25 protein-coding genes are annotated in these 23272 nt (G+C 68.4%); 22 read left to right on the top strand and 3 right to left on the bottom strand.

The genetic code is table 11. The features are described 5' to 3' along the window. Positions 1-37: 37 nt before the first annotated feature. The 7 genes from ACWDV4_RS22630 to ACWDV4_RS22600 all read left to right on the top strand — a co-directional run bounded on the left by ACWDV4_RS22630 (position 38) and on the right by ACWDV4_RS22600 (position 6069). Positions 38-451 carry a hypothetical protein gene (locus ACWDV4_RS22630; RefSeq protein WP_449981955.1) on the top strand — a complete coding sequence of 138 codons (414 nt, stop codon included), beginning with the start codon at positions 38-40 and terminating at the stop codon, positions 449-451. A gap of 2 nt (positions 452-453) precedes the next feature. Then, positions 454-2097 carry a sodium/solute symporter gene (locus ACWDV4_RS22625; RefSeq protein ID WP_449981927.1) on the top strand — a complete coding sequence of 548 codons (1644 nt, stop codon included), beginning with the start codon at positions 454-456 and terminating at the stop codon, positions 2095-2097. Positions 2098-2224: 127 nt separating this feature from the next. After that, positions 2225-2986 (top strand): ABC transporter ATP-binding protein, encoded by a 762-nt coding sequence (locus ACWDV4_RS22620; protein WP_449981925.1) that lies wholly within the window; start codon positions 2225-2227, stop codon positions 2984-2986. A gap of 103 nt (positions 2987-3089) precedes the next feature. After that, complete coding sequence (locus tag ACWDV4_RS22615) at positions 3090-4796, top strand: ABC transporter permease (RefSeq protein WP_449981923.1); 1707 nt, start codon at positions 3090-3092, stop codon at positions 4794-4796. A gap of 30 nt (positions 4797-4826) precedes the next feature. Further along, entirely contained in the window at positions 4827-5345 is a 519-nt protein-coding gene (locus ACWDV4_RS22610) for an SRPBCC family protein (protein ID WP_449981921.1), read from the top strand. Beyond that, complete coding sequence (locus ACWDV4_RS22605) at positions 5323-5898, top strand: flavin reductase family protein (RefSeq protein ID WP_449981953.1); 576 nt, start codon at positions 5323-5325, stop codon at positions 5896-5898. The genes ACWDV4_RS22610 and ACWDV4_RS22605 overlap by 23 nt, the downstream gene beginning before the upstream one ends. Positions 5899-5922: 24 nt before the next feature. Next, the gene (locus tag ACWDV4_RS22600; RefSeq protein WP_449981919.1) at positions 5923-6069 is read left to right on the top strand and encodes a hypothetical protein; all 147 of its coding nucleotides are present in this window, start codon (positions 5923-5925) and stop codon (positions 6067-6069) included. 114 nt (positions 6070-6183) lie between these two features. Here ACWDV4_RS22600 and ACWDV4_RS22595 read toward each other — a convergent pair whose 3' ends face one another. Together ACWDV4_RS22595 and ACWDV4_RS22590 are read right to left on the bottom strand one after the other, a co-directional pair. After that, a complete protein-coding gene (locus ACWDV4_RS22595; protein ID WP_449981917.1) occupies positions 6184-6765 on the bottom strand; it encodes a hypothetical protein in 582 nt (193 codons plus the stop codon). Then, positions 6762-7385 carry an RNA polymerase sigma factor gene (locus ACWDV4_RS22590; protein ID WP_449981915.1) on the bottom strand — a complete coding sequence of 208 codons (624 nt, stop codon included), beginning with the start codon at positions 7383-7385 and terminating at the stop codon, positions 6762-6764. The genes ACWDV4_RS22595 and ACWDV4_RS22590 overlap by 4 nt, the downstream gene beginning before the upstream one ends. Positions 7386-7676: 291 nt before the next feature. Here ACWDV4_RS22590 and ACWDV4_RS22585 point away from each other — a divergent pair, with 291 nt between their 5' ends. The 12 genes from ACWDV4_RS22585 to ACWDV4_RS22530 all read left to right on the top strand — a co-directional run bounded on the left by ACWDV4_RS22585 (position 7677) and on the right by ACWDV4_RS22530 (position 19750). Further along, entirely contained in the window at positions 7677-8030 is a 354-nt protein-coding gene (locus ACWDV4_RS22585; RefSeq protein ID WP_449981913.1) for a DUF485 domain-containing protein, read from the top strand. Further along, positions 8027-9700, top strand: a complete 1674-nt coding sequence (locus ACWDV4_RS22580; protein ID WP_449981911.1) for a solute symporter family protein — start codon at positions 8027-8029, stop codon at positions 9698-9700. The genes ACWDV4_RS22585 and ACWDV4_RS22580 overlap by 4 nt, the downstream gene beginning before the upstream one ends. Positions 9701-9841: 141 nt before the next feature. Beyond that, positions 9842-10819 (top strand): NAD-dependent epimerase/dehydratase family protein, encoded by a 978-nt coding sequence (locus ACWDV4_RS22575; protein WP_449981909.1) that lies wholly within the window; start codon positions 9842-9844, stop codon positions 10817-10819. A 78-nt stretch (positions 10820-10897) separates the two neighbouring features. Next, positions 10898-12190, top strand: coding sequence for an LCP family protein (locus ACWDV4_RS22570; protein ID WP_449981907.1), 1293 nt, complete (start codon positions 10898-10900; stop codon positions 12188-12190). A 441-nt stretch (positions 12191-12631) separates the two neighbouring features. Beyond that, entirely contained in the window at positions 12632-13663 is a 1032-nt protein-coding gene (locus ACWDV4_RS22565) for an LCP family protein (protein ID WP_449981905.1), read from the top strand. A gap of 251 nt (positions 13664-13914) precedes the next feature. Then, positions 13915-14859: an LCP family protein gene (locus ACWDV4_RS22560; protein WP_449981903.1), complete on the top strand. Its 945-nt coding sequence runs from the start codon at positions 13915-13917 to the stop codon at positions 14857-14859. A 45-nt stretch (positions 14860-14904) separates the two neighbouring features. Next, positions 14905-15240 (top strand): rhodanese-like domain-containing protein, encoded by a 336-nt coding sequence (locus tag ACWDV4_RS22555; RefSeq protein ID WP_449981901.1) that lies wholly within the window; start codon positions 14905-14907, stop codon positions 15238-15240. Positions 15241-15320: 80 nt separating this feature from the next. Next, the gene (locus ACWDV4_RS22550) at positions 15321-15836 is read left to right on the top strand and encodes a TspO/MBR family protein (protein WP_449981899.1); all 516 of its coding nucleotides are present in this window, start codon (positions 15321-15323) and stop codon (positions 15834-15836) included. A 103-nt stretch (positions 15837-15939) separates the two neighbouring features. Further along, positions 15940-16734: a glycerophosphodiester phosphodiesterase gene (locus ACWDV4_RS22545; protein ID WP_449981897.1), complete on the top strand. Its 795-nt coding sequence runs from the start codon at positions 15940-15942 to the stop codon at positions 16732-16734. A 123-nt stretch (positions 16735-16857) separates the two neighbouring features. Then, on the top strand, positions 16858-18318 hold the full coding sequence (locus tag ACWDV4_RS22540; RefSeq protein WP_449981895.1) for an ATP-binding protein: 1461 nt from the start codon (positions 16858-16860) through the stop codon (positions 18316-18318). A 54-nt stretch (positions 18319-18372) separates the two neighbouring features. Next, positions 18373-18807, top strand: a complete 435-nt coding sequence (locus ACWDV4_RS22535) for an ATP-binding protein (RefSeq protein WP_449981951.1) — start codon at positions 18373-18375, stop codon at positions 18805-18807. A gap of 55 nt (positions 18808-18862) precedes the next feature. Beyond that, positions 18863-19750 (top strand): DUF5926 family protein, encoded by an 888-nt coding sequence (locus ACWDV4_RS22530; RefSeq protein WP_449981893.1) that lies wholly within the window; start codon positions 18863-18865, stop codon positions 19748-19750. A 149-nt stretch (positions 19751-19899) separates the two neighbouring features. Here the strand turns inward: ACWDV4_RS22530 and ACWDV4_RS22525 are convergent, their stop codons facing one another. Continuing rightward, positions 19900-21144 (bottom strand): arginine deiminase, encoded by a 1245-nt coding sequence (locus tag ACWDV4_RS22525; protein ID WP_449981891.1) that lies wholly within the window; start codon positions 21142-21144, stop codon positions 19900-19902. A 163-nt stretch (positions 21145-21307) separates the two neighbouring features. Here ACWDV4_RS22525 and ACWDV4_RS22520 point away from each other — a divergent pair, with 163 nt between their 5' ends. From ACWDV4_RS22520 to ACWDV4_RS22510, 3 genes are all read left to right on the top strand, one after another. Further along, positions 21308-22057: a hypothetical protein gene (locus ACWDV4_RS22520; RefSeq protein ID WP_449981889.1), complete on the top strand. Its 750-nt coding sequence runs from the start codon at positions 21308-21310 to the stop codon at positions 22055-22057. A 177-nt stretch (positions 22058-22234) separates the two neighbouring features. Beyond that, entirely contained in the window at positions 22235-22699 is a 465-nt protein-coding gene (locus ACWDV4_RS22515) for a hypothetical protein (protein ID WP_449981887.1), read from the top strand. Positions 22700-22871: 172 nt separating this feature from the next. Then, positions 22872-23261, top strand: a complete 390-nt coding sequence (locus ACWDV4_RS22510; protein WP_449981885.1) for an ACT domain-containing protein — start codon at positions 22872-22874, stop codon at positions 23259-23261. The last annotated feature ends 11 nt before the right edge of the window (positions 23262-23272 follow it).

Below are 23272 nucleotides of genomic sequence, written 5' to 3'. Positions count from 1 at the left end.
CCCTTGACATTCGGTGGTGGGCGGCGAGACTGCCGAAGTGGCCGCCCCCGCCGAACCATCCCGTGAGCGAGCAGCACCGCCGACCGCCAGCCGGACCCGCATCGTGCTGTCCGAAGTGGCGGCACGGCATACCGGGGCGGACCGGACCCGCGCCGAACTGACCCAGCAGACCCGGGTCGGTGAGGCGCTGGTCCGGGGCCTGGTCCGAGCCCAACTCGCCCTCGCCGTACGGATGGCACTGGTCGTCGTCATCGGGCTGGGCGGACTGCCGCTGCTGTTCGCGATCGCCCCGGCGGTGGGAACGGTGAAACTGTTCGGGATCAACCTGCCCTGGCTGCTGCTCGGGGCGGTCTCGTTCCCGTTCCTGGTCGCGGTCGGGTGGGCGTACGTCTATCTGGCGGAACGCAACGAGCAGGACTTCACCGACCTGGTCCAGCGGCCGGAACGGTGAACATGGACCACGCCTTCGTCGTACCGGCGATCGTCGCGGTCACCCTGGCCACCGTCGCGATCGGGTTCTACGGGCTGCGGATGGCCCGCACCACCTCCGACTTCCTGGTCGCCTCCCGGATGGTCAGCCCCACCTGGAACGCCGCCGCGATCGGGGGCGAATACCTGTCGGCCGCCTCCTTCCTGGGCATCGCCGGGCTGATCCTCCGGGACGGCGTCGACATGCTCTGGTATCCGGTCGGTTTCGCCGCCGGCTACCTGGCGCTGCTGCTCTTCGTGGCCGCGCCGCTGCGCCGGTCGGGGGCTTTCACCCTGCCCGACTTCTGCGAGCTGCGGCTCGGGTCACGGCGGCTCCGCAAACTCGCCACCCTCTTCGTCGTCTTCATCGGCTGGCTCTACCTCGTACCGCAGTTGCAGGGGGCCGGGCTCACCCTGACCACGGTCACCGGGGCCCCGTACGAGGTGGGTGCGCTGCTGGTCGGTGCGGTGGTCACCGCCAACGTGGCGCTGGGCGGGATGCGGGCGGTCACCTTCGTGCAGGCGTTCCAGTACTGGCTGAAGCTGACCGCGCTCGCCGTACCGGTGATCTTCCTGGTGCTGCACTGGCAGGCCGACGGTCGGCCGGCGGTAACCCCGCCGGAGGGGCCAACCTTCCGGACCGCCACCACCGTCGTGGTCGAGGAGGCCGCGACCCTCACCCTGGCCGACGGCACGACCCACGCGGTACGCCCCGGCGACGAACTCTCCTTCGCCGCCGGTGACCCGGTGCCGGAGGTCTCCGGCGTGACCGTGGCGAACGGGCTGGACTGGCTGCTGCCCAGTGCGGCGGGCAGCGACGACCGGGGGCTGTTCGCCACGTACTCGCTGATCCTGGCGACCTTCCTCGGCACCATGGGACTGCCGCACGTGCTGGTGCGGTTCTACACCAATCCCGACGGGGCGGCGGCCCGCCGGACCACCCTGGTCGTGCTAGCCCTGGTCGGCGCGTTCTACCTGCTGCCCACCCTGTACGGCGTACTCGGCCGGATCTACACCCCGCAGTTGCTGGTCACCGGGCAGACCGACGCGGTGGTGGTGCTGCTGCCCGGGGCCGCACTCGGGGACGGTCTGACCGGACGGCTGCTGGCCGCCCTGGTCGCCGCCGGGGCGTTCGCGGCCTTCCTCTCCACCTCCTCCGGCCTGCTCACCAGCGTCGCCGGAGTGATCTCCACGGACGTGCTGGGGCACGGGTCGGTCCGCGACTTCCGGCTGGCGACGCTCTTCGCCGGGCTGGTGCCGGTGGTACTCGCGCTCAACGTCTCCGGCCTGGACGTCTCACAGGTGGTCGGGTTGGCCTTCGCGGTCGCCGCGTCCAGCTTCTGCCCACTGCTGGTGCTCGGCAGCTGGTGGCGTGGGCTGACCGACGTCGGCGCGGCGGCCGGCATCCTGGCCGGAGGCGGGGCGGCTGCGCTGGCCGTACTGCTCACCGTCGTCGGTCCACCGCTGAGCGGCTGGCCGGCGACCCTGATCGCCCAGCCCGCCGCGTGGTCCGTACCGCTGGCCTTCACCGTGATGGTGGCGGTGTCGATGCTCACCCGGCACCGCGTACCCGCCGAAGTCGGTGCCACCATGCTCCGGCTGCACGCCCCGGAGACGCTCCGGCTCTGATTCGCGGCCGGGACGCCCCGGTGGGTCCGTCCATCGGCCGGTGGAGGTGTGGTCCCGCTGGAAGGGGAGGCGCAGTTCATACCCAGGCCCGAGCTATGCCGTGCGAGCAGCGGATACGGTCGGTGACATGAATGGTCCCGCGCCCGCTGCCCTGGCCCTCCATGGATTGGTCAAGCGCTTCGACACCAAGATCGCCGTGTCCGGCGTCGACCTCGACGTGCCGGCCGGCTCGTTCTACGGGCTACTCGGCCCCAACGGCGCGGGCAAGACCACCACCCTCTCCATGGCGGTGGGGCTACTCCGCCCCGACGCCGGGGGCGCGTGGGTACTCGGTCACGACGTGTGGGCCAGCCCGATCCAGGCCAAGCAGTTGCTCGGGGTCATGCCGGACGGCGTACGACTCTTCGACCGGCTCAACGGGGCGGAACTGCTGGCGTACCACGGTCTGCTGCGGGGCATGGACCCGGCGGTGGTCGACCAGCGGGCCCGGGAGCTGCTCGACGTACTGGCCCTGGCCGACGCGGGACGGACCCTGGTCGTCGACTACTCCGCCGGCATGAAGAAGAAGATCGGCCTGGCCTGCGCCCTGCTGCACGGCCCTCGACTGCTGGTGCTCGACGAGCCGTTCGAGGCCGTCGACCCGGTCTCCGCCGCGCTGATCCGGGACATCCTGCACCGGTACGTCACCAACGGCGGCACGGTGATCTTCTCCAGTCACGTGATGGAAGTGGTGGAGCGGATCTGTAGCCACGTGGCGATCCTCGCCGGCGGCATGATCAAGCGGGTCGGCACCATCGACGAGGTACGCGCCGGCCGCTCCCTGGAGGACGTCTTCGTCGAGGTGGTGGGCGGTCGTACCGCCACGGGCGAGGAGCTGGCGTGGCTTTGAGCGCGAAAAGCGAGCGTTCCGGGGTGGCTCGCGTGGGACGCGGCCGGGCCGGAATGCGAGTTGAGCTTGCGAGCCCCGCAGTCGCGAACGTGAGGTGGAAACTGTGAACGTCGCCGCTCCGGTGGCCCACGACGAGGTCGCCCAGGCCCGACCGGTCCGCGCCCGACACTTCGTACGCCTCAAGCTACGAATCCTCGGGAACAACTTCCGGGGCCAGGGCTGGCGGATCGCGCTCTTCATCCTCGGTGTGCTCGCCGGGCTCTGGTTCGCCGCCATGGGCTTCCTGCTCTTCGCCCTCCCCGGTCTGGCCAACAATTTGGGCGTGGCCATGACCGTGGCCGGCCTCGGCGGCGGCCTGCTGGTCCTCGGCTGGCTGTTCCTGCCGCTGGTGTTCTTCGGCGTGGACGAGTCGCTCGACCCGGCCCGCTTCGCGCTGCTGCCGCTGTCCCGACGCACGCTGGTCACCGGCCTGTTCGCCGCCGCGCTGATCGGTATTCCGGCCGTTGCCACGTTGATCGCCACCCTCGGCCTGGTGGTCACGGCTGGCGCGTTGGGTGGCTGGTCGGCCGCTGTGGTCGCCCTGCTCGGCACCGCCGCCGGGTTCCTCATCTGTGTCGCGGTCAGCCGGGCGGTGACCAGCGCCTTCGCCACCATGTTGCGGTCCCGTCGGGTACGGGACCTGGCTGCGGTGCTGCTGGCGGTGCTCGCCGCGTTGATCGCCCCGTTGCAGATCGCGCTCGCCAGCTCTGCTGGTCGGGTCGACCTCGACCAACTGGAAAAGGTGGCGCGAATCGTCGGCTGGACGCCGCTGGGTGCCCCCTTCACAGCCGGTATCGACGTCGCCGAGGGCCGCGCCTGGGCTGCCCTGGTCAAGCTGCTGATCGCGGTGGTAACCATCGTGGCGCTGCTCTGGTGGTGGTCCCGGTCGCTGGAGTCGGCGATGGTGGGAGCGGCCAGCAGCGGTCCCGCCGCCACCGGCAAGCCCTTACCGGGTGGTGCCGTGGCACAGCTCTTCCCTCGGGTCCTGTCCTGGCTCCCCCGGGACCGGTACGGCGCGCTGGTGGCCCGGGAGGCCCGCTACTGGTGGCGGGACGCCCGTCGCCGCTCCAACCTGATCACCATTGCCGTGATCGGTGTCTTCGTACCGGTGATGGTGAACGTGGGCAGCCGAGGGATGCTCGACGTGGATGGCCAGGAGATGATCCAGGGGGCCGACTTCGACGCGTCGCCGACGATGCTCAGCCTGTCGATGCTCTTCGTCGGCATCCTCGCGGCGATCACGCTGGCCAACCAGTTCGGCTTCGACGGCAGCGCGTACGCGGCCAACGTGATCGCCGGGGTCTCCGGGCGGACGGAACTGCGCGCCCGGGTGGTCGCCTTCTCCCTATACATCGTGCCGCTGCTGGTCGTGATCTCCGTCGTGCTGCCGTTCTTCCTACGGGAACCGGGCTGGTTCGGCGTCGCGGCGGGTACCCTGTTCGCGTCGTACGGGGCCGGCTTGGCGGTCACCCTCTACACGTCGATCCTCGGGGCGTACGCGCTGCCGGAGACGAGCAACCCGTTCGCCATCAACACCGGCGCCGGAATCGCCAAGAGCCTGTTGAGTTTCGTGGCGATGCTGGCCGCCGCCACGCTGGGCGTCCCGGCCGTGCTGGCGACGGCTCTGCTCGGTGACGTCTGGTTGTGGCTGGCGTTGCCGGTTGGTGCGGCGTACGGCGTCGGCGCGGTGCTGCTCGGCACCTACCTGGCCGGCGACGTACTCGACCGCCGGATGCCCGAACTGCTGGCCACGGTCACCCCACGCCGCTGACAGGTTGCTGCCGCCACCGACAATGGGCCGATGCCTGTCGTCGAGGCGGTGACCACCGTTTCCGTACCCCCGGAGCTGGCCTTCGCGGTCTCCCAGACCACCGCGCCGATCAGGTACCGGTGGGATCGGTTCGTCCGGGAACAGCACTTCACTGACGGCGCAACCCGCCCCGGCAAGGGGGTACGCACCTTCACCCGCTCCCGGCACGGCCTGAGCATGGTCAGCGAGTACGTCTCCTACGCGCCACCGAGCCACGTCGGCATGAAGATGGTGCGCGGACCGTGGTTCTTCGAGATCTTCGCCGGCGGCTGGCGGTTCGCGCCAGCCGCCGAACCAGGGCACACCATCGCCACCTGGCGGTACAGCTTCCGCTGCCGGCCGGGATTCATCCGCCCGATCGCCGACCGGATCGGCGTCTGGCTGCTACGCCGGGACATCCACCGTCGCATCGCCGGGTACGCCGAGGGCTGCACCGACCCGGTGGTACTCGACGCCGCCCGGCAGTCACTCGCCACCGACCCCGACGCTGGCCCATCCGCCCCGCTGTGAGCAGGGCGGACGGGCCAGAATGTTTCACGTGAATCCAGAACCGGGTGCCCAGATCCACCACACCGATCCGTTCGCCACACCGGTAGACGAGCGTTCCCCCGTACGCCGGTTGCGGGGTCGGTTGGCCGCGTCGGTGACCCTCTGGACGGCTCCGGGACCGGCGGGTCTCACCGTCTCCTCCACGGTAGTTGCCGACGGCGAGCCGGCCCGGCTACTCGGTCTGATCGACGAGGAGTCGGACTTCTGGGCGGCAGCATCGGCCAGCGGCCGGTTCGCGGTCGCCACACTGCATCCCGGGCACCGGCAGCTTGCCGACCGGTTCGCCGGGCTCTTTCCCGCGCCGGGCGGCCTCTTCGCCACCGGTTCCTGGACCTCCACCGAGTACGGCCCGGTGCCGGCCGACGCCGCCGCCTGGGCCGGCTGCCGGCTGGACAGCAGCCGGGAGTACGGCTGGAACCTGCTGGTCGAGGCGACGATCGAGGCGGTCGAGCTGGTCGGCGACCTGCCGCCGCTACTGCACCACCGGGGCCGATACCGCGAGCTGGCGAACTGACCGAGCAGAATTATGAATGGCCCTATGCGTTCGCTTGCCGACGCGACCTCGGTGCGGTTGCTGCACATGGCGCTGAACTGGCTGATCGTCGAGCGCCTCACGCTGCCAGAGGTGTACTCCGAACAGGAGGCCGACGACCTCGTCGCCCGCGCAGTAGAGCGGCTCGTCTAGGGCCCGTTCTGAAACAGGCGCTAGCCGCCTGGGCCGACTGTCGGCTGGACAGCAGCCGGAGCTGTCCGACTGATCGTTCCGGCCGACCGTCACCTTGGAACTGTCAGATCGATTTCAACTCCAGTCGTCCGTAACGCACTTCGGCCCCGGCTCCCGATAATGGCCGAGTCGCAGGTGCAGACCGGGCTCTCCGCGAGGTCCGTGGTCCATCGGCACCAGAACCAGCACCGTCCCGGCGAGGATCTGGTCCGGCCGGAGCCGGGCCACATTGGCCCTGCCCTCGTCCAACGTGGCGATGGCCCGACTCGTCGAGTTCGCCGAAGCCAGTCCGACCAGCACTGGCGTTCCCCGGTCCGCGACCGGACACGATTCAGCCGGCTTGGGCAGCATCACGATGGCACGTACACCGGCCTCGCGCAGCGACCGATTGACCTCGGCGGGGTCGGCGATGTGGTTGAAGGTGACGGTGACCGTGCCGTCCGACTGCGTCGTCACCGCGTACGCCGGGGTGGTGGGTGCACCGATCGTGAACCACCCGGCGACAACGGCGAGTACGGCCAGGCCGCCGACGGCGAGCACCAGCCCTCGACCGCGCCTGGGTGCGGGGGCGGGGTCGGGTGCCGCCGCAGGCTGGCTGGATGGGTCGGTGACCCTGGTCATCAGTTCATCGAGCAGTGCCTGGCGGAACTGAGTCATGCGGTTCCCTCCTGAGGGTCCAGTGTCGTGCGCAGCCTTGCCCTGGCTCGGAAGAGCCGGACCCGGGCAGTCCCCGGTAGCAGCCCCATCGCCTTCGCGGCCTCCCGCGGCGTCAGCCCACCAAGATCAACCAGTTCGACCAGCTCACGATCAGTGGCAGACAACTCGCGTAGGAGACCCTTGGCCTGACAAGCCCGCTGCTCGGCGTCGATTTGCTCCTCGATGCGAACGATGTCCTCCGGGTCGAGCAGCCGACGCCCGGCAAAGCGGCCCACCGCCTTACGGTCCGCTTCCCGTTGCCGGTAGAAGTGGCGCAGCGAGTTGTGGGCGATGCCCAGCAGCCAGGCCAGCGGACGTCCGCGCCGTGAATCGAACCGCGCGGCGGTGTCGATCGCCGCGAGGAACGTGTCCGCCACGAGATCGGCAACGTCGTGCGGGTCGCGCAGTCGCCGGGTGAAGTACTGGAGCACTGCGGGGTAGTACTCGGTGTAGAAGATTTCGAGCGCCGCCCGGTCCCGGCCGATGCGACGGATCAGTTCCGGTTCCGCTGCGACGAGATCACTGGGTCTCAGGTCCGGCTCCTCAATGTCGTCTGCTGGTTCTGCCGCCTTCTCTCTCACATCCGCTATTGCCTTCAGCCAGCTCTCCCGTTACACGCGCCCCCCACCCAGCTGTCGCCGCAACCCGTCACCTGCCCGCTGACCGGACGATCACAGCAACCCGTCACCTGCCCACCGATCGGACGATCACGGCAGCGCGCCGAACGGCGTGACGCAGGTCACTCGGCGCACGTACCGGCCCGTTCGGCGCAGCCGCCGACCACCGTCCGGCTTACCGCTTCCGGGGTAGCGACCCGGCTCCCTACCGTGCGCGAAACTTTCCCCCACACCTGCCAAGGTGGTGATTCGCGCATGTCAACGGATACTCCCGCACCGGCCACCGTCCCCACGGGCGACCGGTACGTCGAGGTACAGCGGTCCGAAGAGTTCATCGGTCTGCGAAACGCCCTGCGTCGGTTCGTCTTCCCGATGACAGTGGCGTTCTTCCTCTGGTACGCCCTCTACGTGATCCTGTCCGCGTACGCGCGCGACTTCATGGGCGCCAAACTGGTCGGCAACATCAACGTCGCGCTCGTCTTCGGGCTGCTCCAGTTCGTCTCCACGTTCCTGATCGCCTGGCTCTACTCCCGGTACGCCAGCCGCCGGATCGACCCGGTCGCTGACCGGATCCGGGCGGAACTGGAAGACGGGGAGGAGGCGCGATGAACGACATTCTGGCTGCGGCGACCAACAACGGCACCGCCCGTACCCTGACGATCGTCCTGTTCCTGGTCCTGGTGGCGGTGACCCTGGGCATCACGATCTGGGCCAGCAGACAGACCCGGACGGCGAACGACTTCTACGCCGGTGGCCGGTCGTTCTCCGGTTTCCAGAACGGTCTGGCCATCGGCGGCGACTACATGTCGGCCGCGTCGTTCCTGGGCATCGCCGGCATGATCGCCCTGTACGGCTACGACGGCTTCCTCTACTCGATCGGCTTCCTGGTGGCCTGGCTGGTCGCCTTGCTGCTGGTGGCAGAGCTGCTGCGCAACTCGGGCCGCTACACGATGGCCGACGTGCTGGCGTTCCGGATGCGGCAGAAGCCGGTGCGTACCGCCGCCGCCGTTTCCACCATCACCGTCTCGATCTTCTACCTGCTGGCGCAGATGGTCGGCGCTGGCGCGCTGGTGGCGCTGCTGTTGGGCATCCGGCCCGGCACCACGTTCCTCGGCATGGGGGCGGAGACCGCGAAGGTCGCCACCATCATCCTGGTCGGCGCCCTGATGATCATCTACGTCACGGTGGGCGGCATGAAGGGCACCACCTACGTACAGATCATCAAGGCCGTGCTGCTGATGGGCGGCACCCTGGTGATGACGGTGATGGTGCTGGCGCACTACAAGTTCAACCTGTCCGCCCTGCTCGGCGACGCTGCCGCAGCCTCCGGCAAGGGGGATGCCTTCCTCGAACCCGGGCTACGGTACGGCGTCGAGGTGGCCGGCAACGCGACACAGACCTTCTACAACAAGGTGGACCTGTTGTCGCTCGGCATCGCCCTAGTGCTCGGTACGGCCGGCCTGCCACACATCCTGATCCGCTTCTACACGGTGCCGACCGCCAAGGCAGCCCGCAAGAGCGTGCTCTGGGCGATCGGCATCATCGGCACCTTCTACCTGTTCACCCTGGCCCTGGGCTTCGGTGCGGCAGCCCTGGTCGGCAGCAAGGCCATCACCGAGCAGGACAAGGCCGGCAACACGGCGGCTCCGCAGTTGGCCCAGGCGCTTGGCATCGACTTTCTCGGTGGCGAGATCGGCGGCGCGGCGATGCTGGCGATCATCGCGGCGGTGGCCTTCGCCACCATCCTGGCCGTGGTCGCCGGTCTCACCCTGGCCTCCTCGTCCAGCCTCGCCCACGACTTCTACGCCAACGTGGTCAAGGGCGGCCAGGCATCGGAACGGCAGGAGGTCAACGTCGCCCGGATCTCGGCGTTCGTCATCGGCGCGATCTCCATCGTGCTGTCGATCTACGCGCAGAGCCTCAACGTGGCCTTCCTGGTGGCGCTGGCCTTCGCGGTGGCCGCCTCGGGCAACCTGCCGGCGATCATCTACAGCCTGTTCTGGAAGCGGTTCAACACCTCGGGAGCGGTCTGGGCGATCTACGGCGGCCTCATCTCCGCCGTACTGCTGGTGTTCTTCTCGCCGGTGGTCTCCGGAGCACCCACCTCGATGTTCCCCAACGCGGACTGGCAGTGGTTCCCACTGTCCAACCCGGGCATCGTCTCGATTCCGATCGGTTTCCTGTGTGGCTGGATCGGCACACTGATTTCGAAGGAGACCGATGACGAGAAGTACGCCGAGTTGGAGGTCCGCGCCCTGACCGGCGCCGGAGCACACTGACCAGCACGGCAGCACTCGCTGACCGCCGCACCGCTGCGCGGTTAGGAAGGGCCCCTTTCTATCGCTTTTTGCATAGGAAGGGGCCCTTCCTAACCTGGCCCACACGGCCCGAAGATCAGCTATTTGAGTAGGCTGAGAGGCATGGTGGTTGCGCAGCGCTTCGGACCGGGTCATCGCGTCCTCGTCACCGGTGGGGCCGGCTTCGTCCCGTCGCACCTGGTCGACGCCCTCATCGAACGGGGCTGCACGGTCGTCGCCGTCGACAACTTCGTGACCGGGTCGAAGGAGAACGTCGCCCACCTCGCCGACCACCCGAGGTTCACCCTGGTGGAGGCGGACGTCTCGGACGGACTGCCGCACCACCATCCGGCCATCGCCGAGCGCTTCGATGCGATCATGCACATGGCCTCGCCGGCCAGCCCCAAGGACTTCGCCACCCTGCCGATCGAGATCCTCCGGGTCGGCTCGCTGGCCACCCTGCACCTGCTCGATCGGGCGGTCACCGACGGCGCCCGGTTCCTCATGGCCTCCACCTCCGAGGCGTACGGTGATCCGCAGGTGCACCCGCAGGTCGAGACGTACTGGGGCAACGTCAACCCGATCGGCATCCGTAGCGTCTACGACGAGGCGAAGCGCTTCGCCGAGGCGGCCACGATGGCCTACCACCGGTACCGGGGCCTCGACGCCGGCATCGTTCGGATCTTCAACACGTACGGCCCCCGGATGCGGCCGGACGACGGCCGGGCCATCCCGACCTTCATCACCCAGGCGCTGCGTAACGAGCCGATCACCGTGCACGGTACGGGGGCACAGACCCGGTCCATCTGCTACGTGGACGATCTGGTCCGAGGCATCCTGCTGCTGCTCGATTCCACCGAGACCGGGCCGATCAACTGCGGCACCGAGCACGAGGTCTCGATGCGGGAACTGGCCGAGTTGATCGTGTCGCTGACCGACAGCAGCTCCGAGGTGACGTATCTCACGCGTACCGCCGACGACCCGGAAAAGCGGCGCCCCGACCTGACGCTGGCCCGGGAACGACTCGGTTACGAGCCGACGGTTAGCCCGCACGAGGGCCTAAGCAGGACGATCGAGCACTTCACTCAGCGCCTGGCCTGACCGGGCCTAACGCGCTAAGACAGCGCCGCGCGGGCGGGGCAGAAGCCATTTTTGGTCCCGCTACGTACCCTGAATTACATGTCGACGTCCATGCCTGCTGGCTCACTGCCCGCCAACGCCTATCACCGAGGGGGGCAATACCCCTCCTCAGGACGGGCGTCCGTGCCGGGCATGGCCGGTGGCGAACAGGTCTCCGGCCGGGCCCGTGTCGGCGGACCGCCGCGCCAGCACCAGCCAACCCGCTCGACGTACGGCGATGTGCCCGGCAACTACGGTGGCGGCCCTGGTGGCCCCGGCGGACCCGGCGGTCCGGGCCGACCTGGTGGGCCGGGCGGGCTGGGCGGTTCGGGCCGTCGTCGGCCCCGTCCGCGCTGGGGACGGATCGCGCTGGTCCTCGGTGCGGTGGTGCTCGTCCTGGCCCTGGTCGGCGGTATCGGCGCCTGGGTCTACGCCAGCCGGCTGGACGACGACCTGGCCCGTACCGATCCGTTCTCCGAGATCACCGGCGGTCGACCGCCCAAGACGGTCAGCGGTGCCATGAACATCCTGCTGGTGGGGACCGACTCTCGGGACCCGGACGCGCCGCTGGACAAGGCCGGCGAGTGGCGCGCCGACACGGTCATCGTCATGCATATCCCGGCCAGCCAGGATCGGGCTTACCTCGTCTCGATCCCCCGTGACCTGTACGTCCCGGTTCCGGAGAACGCGAGCGCAGGCTGCGACACCGGCCAGCGCGCGAAGATCAACGCCGCTTTCGCCTGGGGCGGCCTCCCCCTTGCCGTCCGTACCGTCGAATGCTTCACCGACGTCCGGCTCGACCATGTGCTGGCGATCGACTTTGGCGGGTTCAAGGAGGTGACCGACGCCCTGGGCGGGGTCGACCTGAAGGTGGAGCGGAGCATCACCTCGATCCACAAGCCCTTCCGGAAGTTCACCAAGGGCACGCAGCACATGAACGGTGCCGAGGCGCTGGACTGGATTCGGCAGCGCAAGCAGTTCCCGGACGGCGACTTCGCCCGGATGCGGCACCAGCAGGAGTTCCTGCGCGCGCTGATGGACAAGGCGGTGAGTTCCGGCACGCTGGCCAACCCCACCAAGCTGAACGCCTTCCTGAAGTCGGCCACCAACGCGATCACCGCCGACCAGGACTTCTCCCTGATCGACATGGGCATCCAGTTCCGCAACCTGCGCGGCGAGAACCTGGAATTCGTCACCAGCCCGCACAAGGGCAGCGAAACGATCAACGGCGAATCGGTGGTTGTCTCCGACCGGGAGAAGGCGCTGGCGATGTATCAGGCAATCGCCGCCGACAAGATGAGCGAGTGGGTGCAGGCAAACACCTCTCCGTCGCAGCAACCGAACGGCAACTGAGCCGGGGCCCGGCCGACCCGGTCAACCGGTCAGAGCCAGTCGACCGGGCTCAACTGGCCAGAGCCGGCCGGTCAAAGCCGGTCGACCAGGACAAATGATGGCAGCGGCTGGGCTGCCGGCGCTCTCGGCGCGCGGCGACAGGGTTCGATACAGGGAACTTTGAGGAAGGGAAACTCGCAGGATCGGTTCGGTGTCCGTAAAGTGGTCTAGCCCCCTGACACATGACCTGGAGCAGGCATGCCGGTTCAGACCCGCCATCGTCCATCGTCTCCGGAACCGAACGGCGCGCCCCCGCGCGGCACCTACGGCGTCCGAACCCCAGTGCAAGAGGCTAGGAACGGTAAAACCAAAAAAGGCGGCAAAAACGGCAAGGCAACCAAACGCAGCCGCCGGAAGGACCCGCTCTGGGCCCGACTCGTCGTAATCACGGGTGCCCTGCTGATGTTCACCAGCGGCGCGGGCATCGTCGGTGTCGAGGCGATGAGTAACCAGATCAACAACAGCATCGATCAGGACAACCTCATCGGCGACGCCGGCAAGTCCGACGCCGAGGGTGGCAAGGACCTCGACGGTCCGATCGACCTGCTGCTGCTCGGGGTGGACGCCCGCGCCCGCTGGGACGTCAACGACACCCGGGCCGACACGATCATCGTGCTGCACATCCCGGCCACGCACGACCAGGCGTACCTGATCTCGATCCCCCGGGACACCGAGGTGCAGGTGCCGGCCTTCAAGAAGAGCAACTACCCGGGTGGTACCACCAAGGCGACCGAGGCGTTCTTCCACGGCGCGCAGAACGGTGGCGGCTGGGCGGGCGGCGCGCAGCTGATGGCACAGACCATCAAGAAGTTGACCGGGGTCAGCTTCGATGGTGCCGCGATCATCGACTTCAACGGCTTCAAGGGCGTGATCGACGCACTCGGCAATATCCCGATGTGCGTCAGCCAGGAGGTCGAGTCGCACCACATGACGCTGGTGGACGGCAAGCCGCACTGGAACGCGGACGCCAAGAAGATGAGCGGCACCAAGAAGAAGGTGGTGCACAAGAAGGGCTGCCGGCAGATGGCTGGTTGGGAGGCACTGGACTACTCCCGTCAGCGGTACGGCCTGACGAACGGCGACTACGACCGTCAGCAGAACCAGCAGCAGCTGATCAAGGGAATCGCCAAGAAGGCGATCGACAGCGGTGCGATGACCAATCCCGCAAAGCTCAACGAGCTGATGAAGGCGGCTGGTCAGGCGTTCGTGCTGGACACCGGCAAGACCCCGCTGATGGACTTCGTCTTCACCCTGCGCGGCGTCACCGCCAACGAGATGGTGATGCTCCGCACCAACGACGGCACCTTCCATGGCAACGAGAGCGGCCGGGAGACACTCGCGCCAATCAGCCTGGAGATGTTCAAGGCGGCGAAGAACGACCAGCTCGCCGACTTCATCCTCAACAACCCGGGCGTGATCGCCGGCAAAAAGTAGTGGCACCCAAAGCCGCAAAAGCCATGAGCGGCGCGAATCGGACCCGTAGCCTGACGTGAGGGAGTCTCAGGCTACGGAGTCCGGGAGGCGTCACGTCCAGATCGCAGTGGGCAGATCCGAGCCAACCGGGTCGCCCAGACCAGAATCCCGGTGATGGAACGTCGCCGGGAAGAGCGAGGCCCGACACCGATCCGACCCGGCACCGGTCCCCTCGCTGGGCTCGAATCTGCATCGGCCTCGGGTTGGCGCTGTTGTTGCTGTCCGGAGTCACCGGATTCGGACTGCGAGCGCTGATCGACCGGTACGACCAGAGCATCGCCAAGGACAACCTGCTCGATCCGGCCGCCCGGCGACATCATGCCGCCGTCACCGGACCGCTCAACTATCTGCTGGTCGGCTCAGACCGCCGCCCGACCAGCCCGGACAGCGAGCAGCGCGCCGACACGATCATGATCGCCCACATCCCGGCCAGCCTGGATCGGGCGTACCTGGTCTCCATCCCCCGAGACCTGCTGGTCACGATCCCGCAGTCGACGGTAACCGGCTACGAGGGCGGCTCCGACAAGATCAACGCGGCGTTCCAGCATGGCGGCGGTGGTCAGGGCGGCACCCAACTGCTCTCCGCCACTCTGACCCACCTCACCGGCCTACGCTTCGACGGGGCCGCCCTGATCGACTTCACCGGCTTCCAACGGGTCATCGACCTCGTCGGAGGGATACGCATGTGTGTCGACACGCCGGTCCGGTCGATTCACACCAAGCGGCAGTTCGACCCGGGCTGCCAGCAGATGGACGGCGCGCAGGCGCTCGACTTCGCCCGTCAGCGTTACGACCTGCCCAACGGCGACTACGACCGGCAGCGCCACCAGCAGCAACTACTCAAGGCGATCCTCGACAAGATCTCCACAGACAACCTGCTGACCAATCCGGTCAAGCTCGATCAGGTCCTCCGGGCGATCGGCTCCTCGGTCACCATGGACACCAACGGGGTCGCCATCGAGGATCTCCTCTTCGGCCTCCGGGGTATGCGCTCCGACGCGTTGACCGGCATCCGGGTGCCGGCGTACTCGGAGATGCTGGATGACACCTCGTTCGAGATGCTCGATGAGGGCGCGGCAGACCTCTTCCAGTCGTTGGGCGGTCGGCACGTGGACGACTGGGTGAGCGGCAACCCGAAATGGATCAACCAGATCTAGTGGCGACGACCGCCAGCAGCCAATCAGGCTCTAGGCTGGGTAACCGTGTTCGGACCTGAGATCCCCGCCGTGACCCCGACCGAGGTGCCCGAGGGTGCCTACCTGATCGACGTACGAGAGCCGGACGAGTGGTCGGCTGGCCACGCGCCCGGCGCCCATCACCTACCGATGATGGAGATCCCGTCCCGGATGGCCGAGGTGCCCAACGACGGTGAGGTCGTGGTGGTCTGCCGCTCCGGTGGGCGATCGTCACAGGTGGTGGGCTACCTGATGAACAACGGGTGGGACAACGTCCGCAACCTGACCGGTGGGATGCGAGCGTGGGCCGCGGCCAACCAGCCCATGGTCAGCGAGGACGGAAACCCCGCCCGAGTCATTTAGAGCGCCGATCGTAACGAAGCCATCACTCAAGGGCGCTGGGGTCGCGTTTGTCCGTCGTCGACCGTGGAAACATCTACGGCATGGCGATCGATGACAGCATGACGTCCACCGACGAACAGTCTCGACGTACCAGCGGTGCCCGGCCCTGGATCGTGCTGCTCGGCTTCGTGGCGGCGGTCGCGATCGCCGCCGCCATCGGCGGACTGGGGGTGCAGGGCACCACCGAGACTTACCAGGCCCTCCGGCAACCATCCTGGGCTCCGCCGTCGTGGCTGTTTGGCCCGGTCTGGTCGATCCTGTACCTGCTGATCGCGCTCGCTGGCTGGCTGGTCTGGCGGCGGGTCGGCTTCGGGCCGGCGCTCGCCGTGTACGCGGCACAACTCGTGCTCAACGCGATCTGGACCCCGCTCTTCTTCGGCGTCGGCCGGTACGGCCTGGCCTTCGCCGACCTCGTCGTGCTCTGGTTCCTGATCGGCGCGACGATCGTGGCCTTCTGGCGGATCTCCCGGCCGGCCGCTGCGCTGCTCCTGCCCTACTGGGCGTGGGTGACCTTCGCTGGCGCGCTCAACTTTGCCGTCTGGCAGCTCAACTCCTGACCGATGCCCACGGATGCGCTCAGTGGTCAGGTTCTAGGCTTGGTAACCGTGTTCGGACCTGAGATCCCCTTCCCTGACCGCGTCCGAGTAGTGGTCTGACGCCATGCCAACCCCATTGGTATTCGCGCACCGTGGCTCCTCGGCGGCCCTGCCGGAACACACTCTGGCCGCATACCTCCGCGCGCTCGACGAGGGTGCGGACGGTCTGGAATGCGACGTACGACTGACCCGCGACGGGCACCTCGTCTGCGTACACGACCGGCGGCTGGACCGGACCAGCAACGGCCGGGGCCTGGTCAGTGCGCACACCCTGGCCGAGCTGGACGCGCTCGACTTCGGCTCCTGGCACCCGGGGGAGCCCAGCGACGACCTGGGCGACGTACCGGCGGATCCGGACCGTACCCGGCTGCTGACCCTGGACCGGCTGCTCCAGGCGGTCCGGGACGCCGGCCGACCGGTCCAGCTGCTGATCGAAACGAAACACCCGTCCCGGTACGGCTCGACCGTCGAGCGCCGGCTGATCGCGCTGCTACGGCAGCACGGCCTGACCGAACCGAAGCCGGACGATCCGGTACGGGTCACCGTCATGTCCTTCTCCCCACTGGCCGTACGTCTGCTCCGGGGCCTCGCCCCGAGGCTTCCCACCGTGCTGCTGCTGGAGGTCGCCCCGAGGTGGCCCCGGATGACCCGGCTACCGTTCGGGGCGCAGATCGCCGGGCCGGGGATCAGCCTCGTACGCGCCCGCCCCCGGCTGATAACCGCCCTGCGGGACGCCGGGCATCCGGTCTATGTCTGGACCGTCAACGAACCCACCGATCTGGATTTGGTGCTCGCCGCTGGTGTCGACGGCATCATCACCGACCGACCCGCCATGGTCCTCGACCGCCTGGGTCGGTAAGCCGAGGCAGCCGCCCAGCTCGGTGACCCGAGGCAGCTACCCAGGCGGCTGGCCGGAGCCACCGGCTGGGCACCGCACCGACCCGCACTGCCCAATGCCGACCGGAGGAGGCAGACTCGGAGCATGCCGGAGCGCCTTGACTACGCCGCTCTCCTCGCCGGCCACACCGCCGCCCTAGAAATGATCAACTCCGGCGACGCCGGGTTGCCGATCCTGAACCAGGTAATTCGGGTCGCGCAGCGGTCCATTGGCGCGGCCGGCATGGTGTTCGTGGAATACAGCCCAACCGGGGGACGCATCGTCGCGGCTTCCGGCGCGACCCGGTGGACGGTGGGCCGTCCGCTCTCCACTGCCGATCCGGCAATCGGCAATCTGCTGACCGGGCCTCGCATCCAGGAACTCCGCGTCGACGCGTTACCCGCCGACCTGGCCCAGCAACTGCTCGGCCGGGGCATGCGCCACATGCTCACCGCCCGAGCCGAGATCGGCGGACTGACGGTCGGCAGCCTGCACGCCTTCTTCGCAAAGACTGGCACCGGCTGCGACACCGAGCACCGGATTGTCCTCACCTATCTGGCTGCCTGCATCGCGCACCTGTACGGCGACCAGACCGGCCTGCCGATGCACGGCGATGGCCCGGTGGTCGCCGCGCTCGCGGACGGACTGGCCATCGTCGACCAGGACGCCTTCGTCCGACTGTGGAACCCGGCCGCCGAGCGGATCACCGGTCGCCCGGCAGCGCAACTGCTCAACCTCCCGCTGCCGTTTCCCGTACCGCCGTCCGGGCAGGTGCTCGACCACCGCCTCCCCGACGGACGATGGATCAAGATCACCTCTGGTGAGCTGCCGGGTACGGCGGCACACCGGGTGGTCACCTTCCGGGACGTGACCGACCAGCACCGGCGCAACCCGGACCACGACCTGTTCGTCGCGGTCACCAGCCACGAGCTCCGCACCCCGGTCACCGTCATCAAGGGGTACGCGGACACCCTCAGCGACCACTGGGATTCCCTCTCCGAACCGCAGCGCCAGCAGGCGGCTCGGGTGATCGGGCAACGCGCGGACGAACTGGCCCGGTTGGTCGACCGACTGCTCGCCGCCACCAACGACGCCGGAACGGTGGGTGACGCGCCGGTCGTACCCTTTGATTTTGGTGAAGCACTCCGCACCGCGGCGGCCGACCTGCCCGCGGACCTGCGCCACCGGCTGGTCCTCGACCTGCCCCTCGACCTACCCAAGGCCCTCGGCGACCGGGCCAGCCTGGCGACGATGCTGACCGAGTTGGCCACCAATGCCGGCAAGTACTCGGAGCCGGGAACCCCAGTGGAGATCATCGCCCGCGCCGACCAACGGATGGTGAGCTTCCGGGTCAGCGACCGGGGAATCGGTATCCGACCCGAGCACGTCGAGCGCGCGTTCGAACGGTTCTGGCAGGGCGAGTCGGGTGACCGACGTCGCTATCCGGGGGCCGGGCTCGGTCTCTATCTGGTTCGACGGATCGTCGAACGACAAAATGGATGGGTATCCCTCCGCCCACGGGAAGGGGGCGGTACGGTCGCAGAAGTGCGACTTCCCCGAGGGTGAGCCGCAGCGACTGATCCACTGCGGGGTCCAAGGAGGCACGTCGTGTCGACGGCAATGGCGGAGCGTTCATGGTGTGTGGTCGTGCCACACCATGCCCAGGGGGCGCGGCTGGCCCGCCACCGGCTCACCGCCGAGCTGTCCGACGTGGTCGACCCGCAACTGCTGGCAGATGTGATCTCAGTCGTCGGTGAACTGGTCGGCAATGCGGTACGGCACGCCGACCCGCTTCCCGGCGACGTGATCCGGTTGGCCTGGCGCTTTCGCTCCGGCCCTGAGGGCGACGTGGTCGGGGTACGGGTGACCGATGGTGGTTCGGCCGCCGCACCACAGATGCGCCTCGTCGGTCCGGAGGCGCTCGACGGTCGCGGTCTGCACATCGTGGCTGCCCTGACCACCCGCTGGGGGGTCGAACGCGACGGGCTCGGCCAGAGCGTCTGGGCGGAACTGTGCGTACCTGCGGAACAGGGGATCGCTGCGGCACCGCAATAGGCGGGATGCGGTCCGGGCCGACGATGCCCCGCTCCGGGGAATAGGCTGTCTCGCCGTGAGCAAGCGTCGAAAACAAACTCGGTCCACCACCGAAGCGACCCCTAAGCGGCAGAAGTTGCGGGACGTGTTCGTACCGCGCCCCTTCGAGGGCCTGGTCGATGAACCCGAGTGGATCGCCCTCCGTGAGCTGGTACCCGCCGCCACCGCACCGTTGCGGCTCACTCCCGACCTCGTGAAGAAGTACGGCGACCGCCCGGTGACCCTGGCCACCGTGTTGCCGATGGCCGCCCCCGCGATCACCAAGCCGGACGGGCGGATCATGCTGGGCCTGCAACGGCACGTCCAGTCCGGCGACGTCTCCCGGGATCTCGCCGTCGCCGTGCTGTGCGCCCTTGAGACGACGCCCGGCGGGACCGTTTCCGTACCCGCGTTGCCCGGCGAAGGGCCCCGTCTCCAGGACATCCTGGTGGACGGGCCGCTCGACATCACCATGCACGACGGCTTCGAGTTCTGGCTGGACGAGGGCGCCACCGACGACCCGAACGTGCGGGCCTCGCTCGAACGCGCCGACGCCTCGATCTACCCCACCGTACGGCTGGCCGCCGCGCCGGCCGCCTACTGGTGCCAGGTGCCGGAGAAGGCGCACGTCCGCTGGGTCCTGCCGGACAGTGAGGACGCCGCCCTCGACGCGCTGTCCCGGCTCAGCGCCGCTGGCGAGCTGCTGCTCGGCGACGGTACGAAGTTCGCCGGCATGTTCCGGGCACACGGTCGACTGGTGCCGGTGTGGGATCTTCCCCGTGACCTGGAAGCCGGCGAGTGGGAGACCCCGCTGGCCGAGTTCGCCAAGCGGTACGCCGAGGCGCTGGCCGACCCGACCCCGCTGGACGCCGCCGCCCGCCGCTCCCGGCAGGGCCTGCTCGGTCGCCAACTGACGCTTCGCTAGGGGTTAGCGGTTAGGTGTTAGCGGTTAGGAAGGGCCCCTTGTTATCGCTTTCTGCATAGGAAGGGGCCCTTCCTAACCGCAAAGCGGCGGAGCGACGGCGTCCTCCCAACAGCGTCCACCGGCGATCCCTACAGCGTCCCCGGCCGCCCTTACAGCGTCCCTGCGGCTGTCCTCTCGTCCGTTGCTCCGTCCGTACCCCCGTCCCGGACCAGAGGGCAGGAGAGGCAGCGCGGGCCGCCCCGACCCGAGCCCAACTCGGAGCCGGCGATCCGGATCACCTCGATGCCCGCTCGTTCCAGGAGCCGGTTGGTCTCCACGTTGCGCTCGTACGCCACACAGAGCCGAGGCGCGATGGCGAGGGTGTTGTTGCCGTCGTCCCACTGCTCGCGCTCGGCGGTGACCGGGTCGAGGCCGGTGTCGATGACCCGCAACGTGTCGAGGTCCATCGCGTCCGCCGCCGCCCGCAGAAACGGTGCCGGACCGTCGATCTGCAGCTCGCCGTCGGCGTCGGCGACCACCGTGTACGCCGACAGCGAGTCGGCGAGGTTCGGGTACATCAGCACCGCATCGACGTCGACCATCGTGCAGACGGTGTCCAGATGCATGGTGGCCCGCCGCTGGGCCACCGGCACCACCAGGATGGTGTGCGCCAACCCGGCGGCGAAGATCTGTCGACCCAACCGTTCCGCCCCGGCGGGGGTGGTGCGTTCCCCGACCCCGACGGCGACCACGCCGGGGGCGAGCAGCAGCACGTCACCGCCTTCGACGTGTTCGAAGTCCGGGCGGTAGACGAACTGGGTGTTACCGAATCGGGGGTGATGCCGGTAGATCGCATCGGTCAGGCTGGTCTCCCGGCGGCGGGCTGGCATGGCCAGGCTCATCACCGCCGCCCGGTCCTGGATCCACACCGACTGGTCCCGAGTGAAGATCAAGTTAGGCAGTGGATCGATGACGAAGTCGTGCCGGTCCATCAGCGTGTAGACCAGCCCGCCGGGCCGGTCCCAGCTGATCCGCAGCTCCTCGTGCGCGAGGCCGGAGATAAGTACGTCGGCCAGCGCCACCGGGTCGAGATAGGTCAGATGGTCGGCGACCCGGCGGCGCAGGGTGCCGCCCAGCCGGGGGTCGCGCAGCACCCAGTCGGTCAGCTCTGTCCGGGCTTCGTCGATGGCGAGCGTCTCGGCGAGCAGGGTGCCGAGGTAGAGCACTTCCACGCCATGCTCGCGCAGCGCGGCGGCAAAGGCGTCGTGCTCTTCCTGGGCCCTACCGACCCAGGGGATGGCGTCGAAGAGCAGTGAGTCATTGTTGCGTGGGGTCAGCCGGGCGAGCTCTGGTCCGGGCCGGTGCAGCAGGACCGTAGTGAGTCGCGCCACTTCGCTGTCAGCGTAATGACTCATTCTCGCAGCGTAAGGCAGCGGTTGACGCCATCCGGGAAATAGGGCTCTCCGTGAATGTGGCATTCATCCGGACTCACTCCGGCGCTTCGACTTGCCGAACCACGGGTGTCACCACGTACTGTAGTGGAAGGATAACTTCGAGGACCTTTTGCCGGAGGTCACGATGACTGTATTTCCCGCGCGTAGAGCGGTGCCCTCCCCCCGGGCGCTGCCCTCCACCACCGCACGGACCGCCACCGACTCGCCCGGGATGCTCGAACCGCTTCGCCCCAATCCGATGGACTGGGCTCGGCGACGCCGGGCCGAACGCGATGCCCGTCGGGTAGAGGCAGCCGGTGCCCGGGCGCTCAACCAACTCGACCACTTGGGACCGTCCTGGCACGTGATCGACTGGCCACGTACCGACGTACCCGAGGCGCACCCGCTCGACCTGGGTCGTGGCGCCCAGGATGAGCGTGCCGGTTTCCTCGCCATCGGCCCCAGCGGGCTCTTCGCCGTCACCATCGCCGACCACGGTCGGTCCCGGGTGATGGTCGCTGGAGACGTTGTGCAGATCAACGGCAAGCGCCCGGCGTACGTGGCCGAGGCACGCCGGGAGGCCAAGCGGGCAAGCAAGGCGCTGAGCAAGGCGGTCGGCCTGAGCGTGCCGGTCACCCCGGTGCTGACCTTCGTCGGCTCGGGCGTCATCAGCGTCTACGGCCTGCCCAAGGAATGCCTCGTCGCCACCCACCGAGAGTTGGATCGGCTGCTCATCGCTGGTGGCAGCCGAATCAGTGCCGCCACGGCGGAGAAGCTCGCTCGGGTTGCGCAGGCACCCAGCACCTGGCAAAGCTCGTCATATCGACCAGGAGCCGACTACCGGTGGTACGAGGACGGCCGAACGGCCGCTGACAAGCGGGCGGCCCACCGGTAACGTCACCAACCGGTGCCACCCTGCCGGGGCGAACACCTAGTGCCGCTTCCGTGACGTGGCGAGGCCTATCGAGGCCGCGCCACGCCACGCTGATCGGTTCCACGTCGCGGCAGGCGTCGGCGTTCCGGTCTGAACCGGCTTAGCGTGGGTGAGCCGGCGGGGTGCATAGGAGGCGCGGTGGCGCACGTCGAACTCTCACTCTCGGAAGCACCTCTGCCCCACACCAACACCCGGACCGGGACAGATCCCGACGACAGCTTCACCCGATGGTCCGTCACGGTCTCCGAAGCGGCCGAACCCTGCCTGCTCATCGACTTCCAGATGATCATCGCGGCGGTCTCCGACTCCTGCTGTCAACTGCTTGGCCTCGGTCGGCCGGTGGATGTGGTCGGCCGGCCACTACTCGGCGAAGGGCTGCGTCTGCTCGACTTCACCGCCGCCCGCGCCGAGTTGACCGACCAGGAAATAGACAAGATTCCACCGCTGCTTGCGCTGGCCTCCGGCCGACTCGCCCGGGGCCTGCTCCGGGTCCGCCCGAATACCTCCGCTGGCGATGCGGACGCCACAGTCGACGCCATCAGCACCCCGATCCTGGAAGAGGGCCTGGTAGCTGGCTCGCTCACCTTCTTTGCCAAGATCTGACGATTTTCCCGTTACGCCACCCGACGGTTACCGATACGCCACCCGACGGTTCTCAGGCCGTTAGTCCGAGGTAACCATCCGCAATAGCTGGCGACGAACGCCGAGGACATTGTGGCGATCGCCGCACCGTACGGAGTTGGGACATGGCCCCACTCACGGTTAGGTTCCCATCATGTTGGATATCGCTCTGCTGCCGGAGGAATACGCCGTGTGCCGGCTTCCCGCCGGTTCGTCGGTACCACCCGGTCTGCTGAGTGCTCCCACCGATACGGGGATCGTCTCGGTTACCTGGACTGCCGACGAGGTGTCGATCATCTGCCCGGCGGACCGGGTCCCGGCCGAGGCCACCATCGAGACGCCATGGCGCTGCCTCCAGGTCGCCGGACCGATGGACCTGGCGCTGACCGGCATCCTCGCCTCGCTGGTCGTACCGCTGGCCGACGCCCGAGTCAACATCGTGGCCTTCTCGACCTACGACACCGACTACCTCCTGGTGCCCTCGGTACGGCTCGCCGAGGCGCTGGCCAGTCTCACCCACGCCGGGCACCGCATCAGCACCTGAGCACCCGCTGA

Source organism: Micromonospora sp. NPDC003197, from assembly GCF_053590565.1.
The sequence above is the reverse complement of the archived record's forward strand: the minus strand, read 5'-3'. Positions and strand labels throughout refer to the sequence as shown.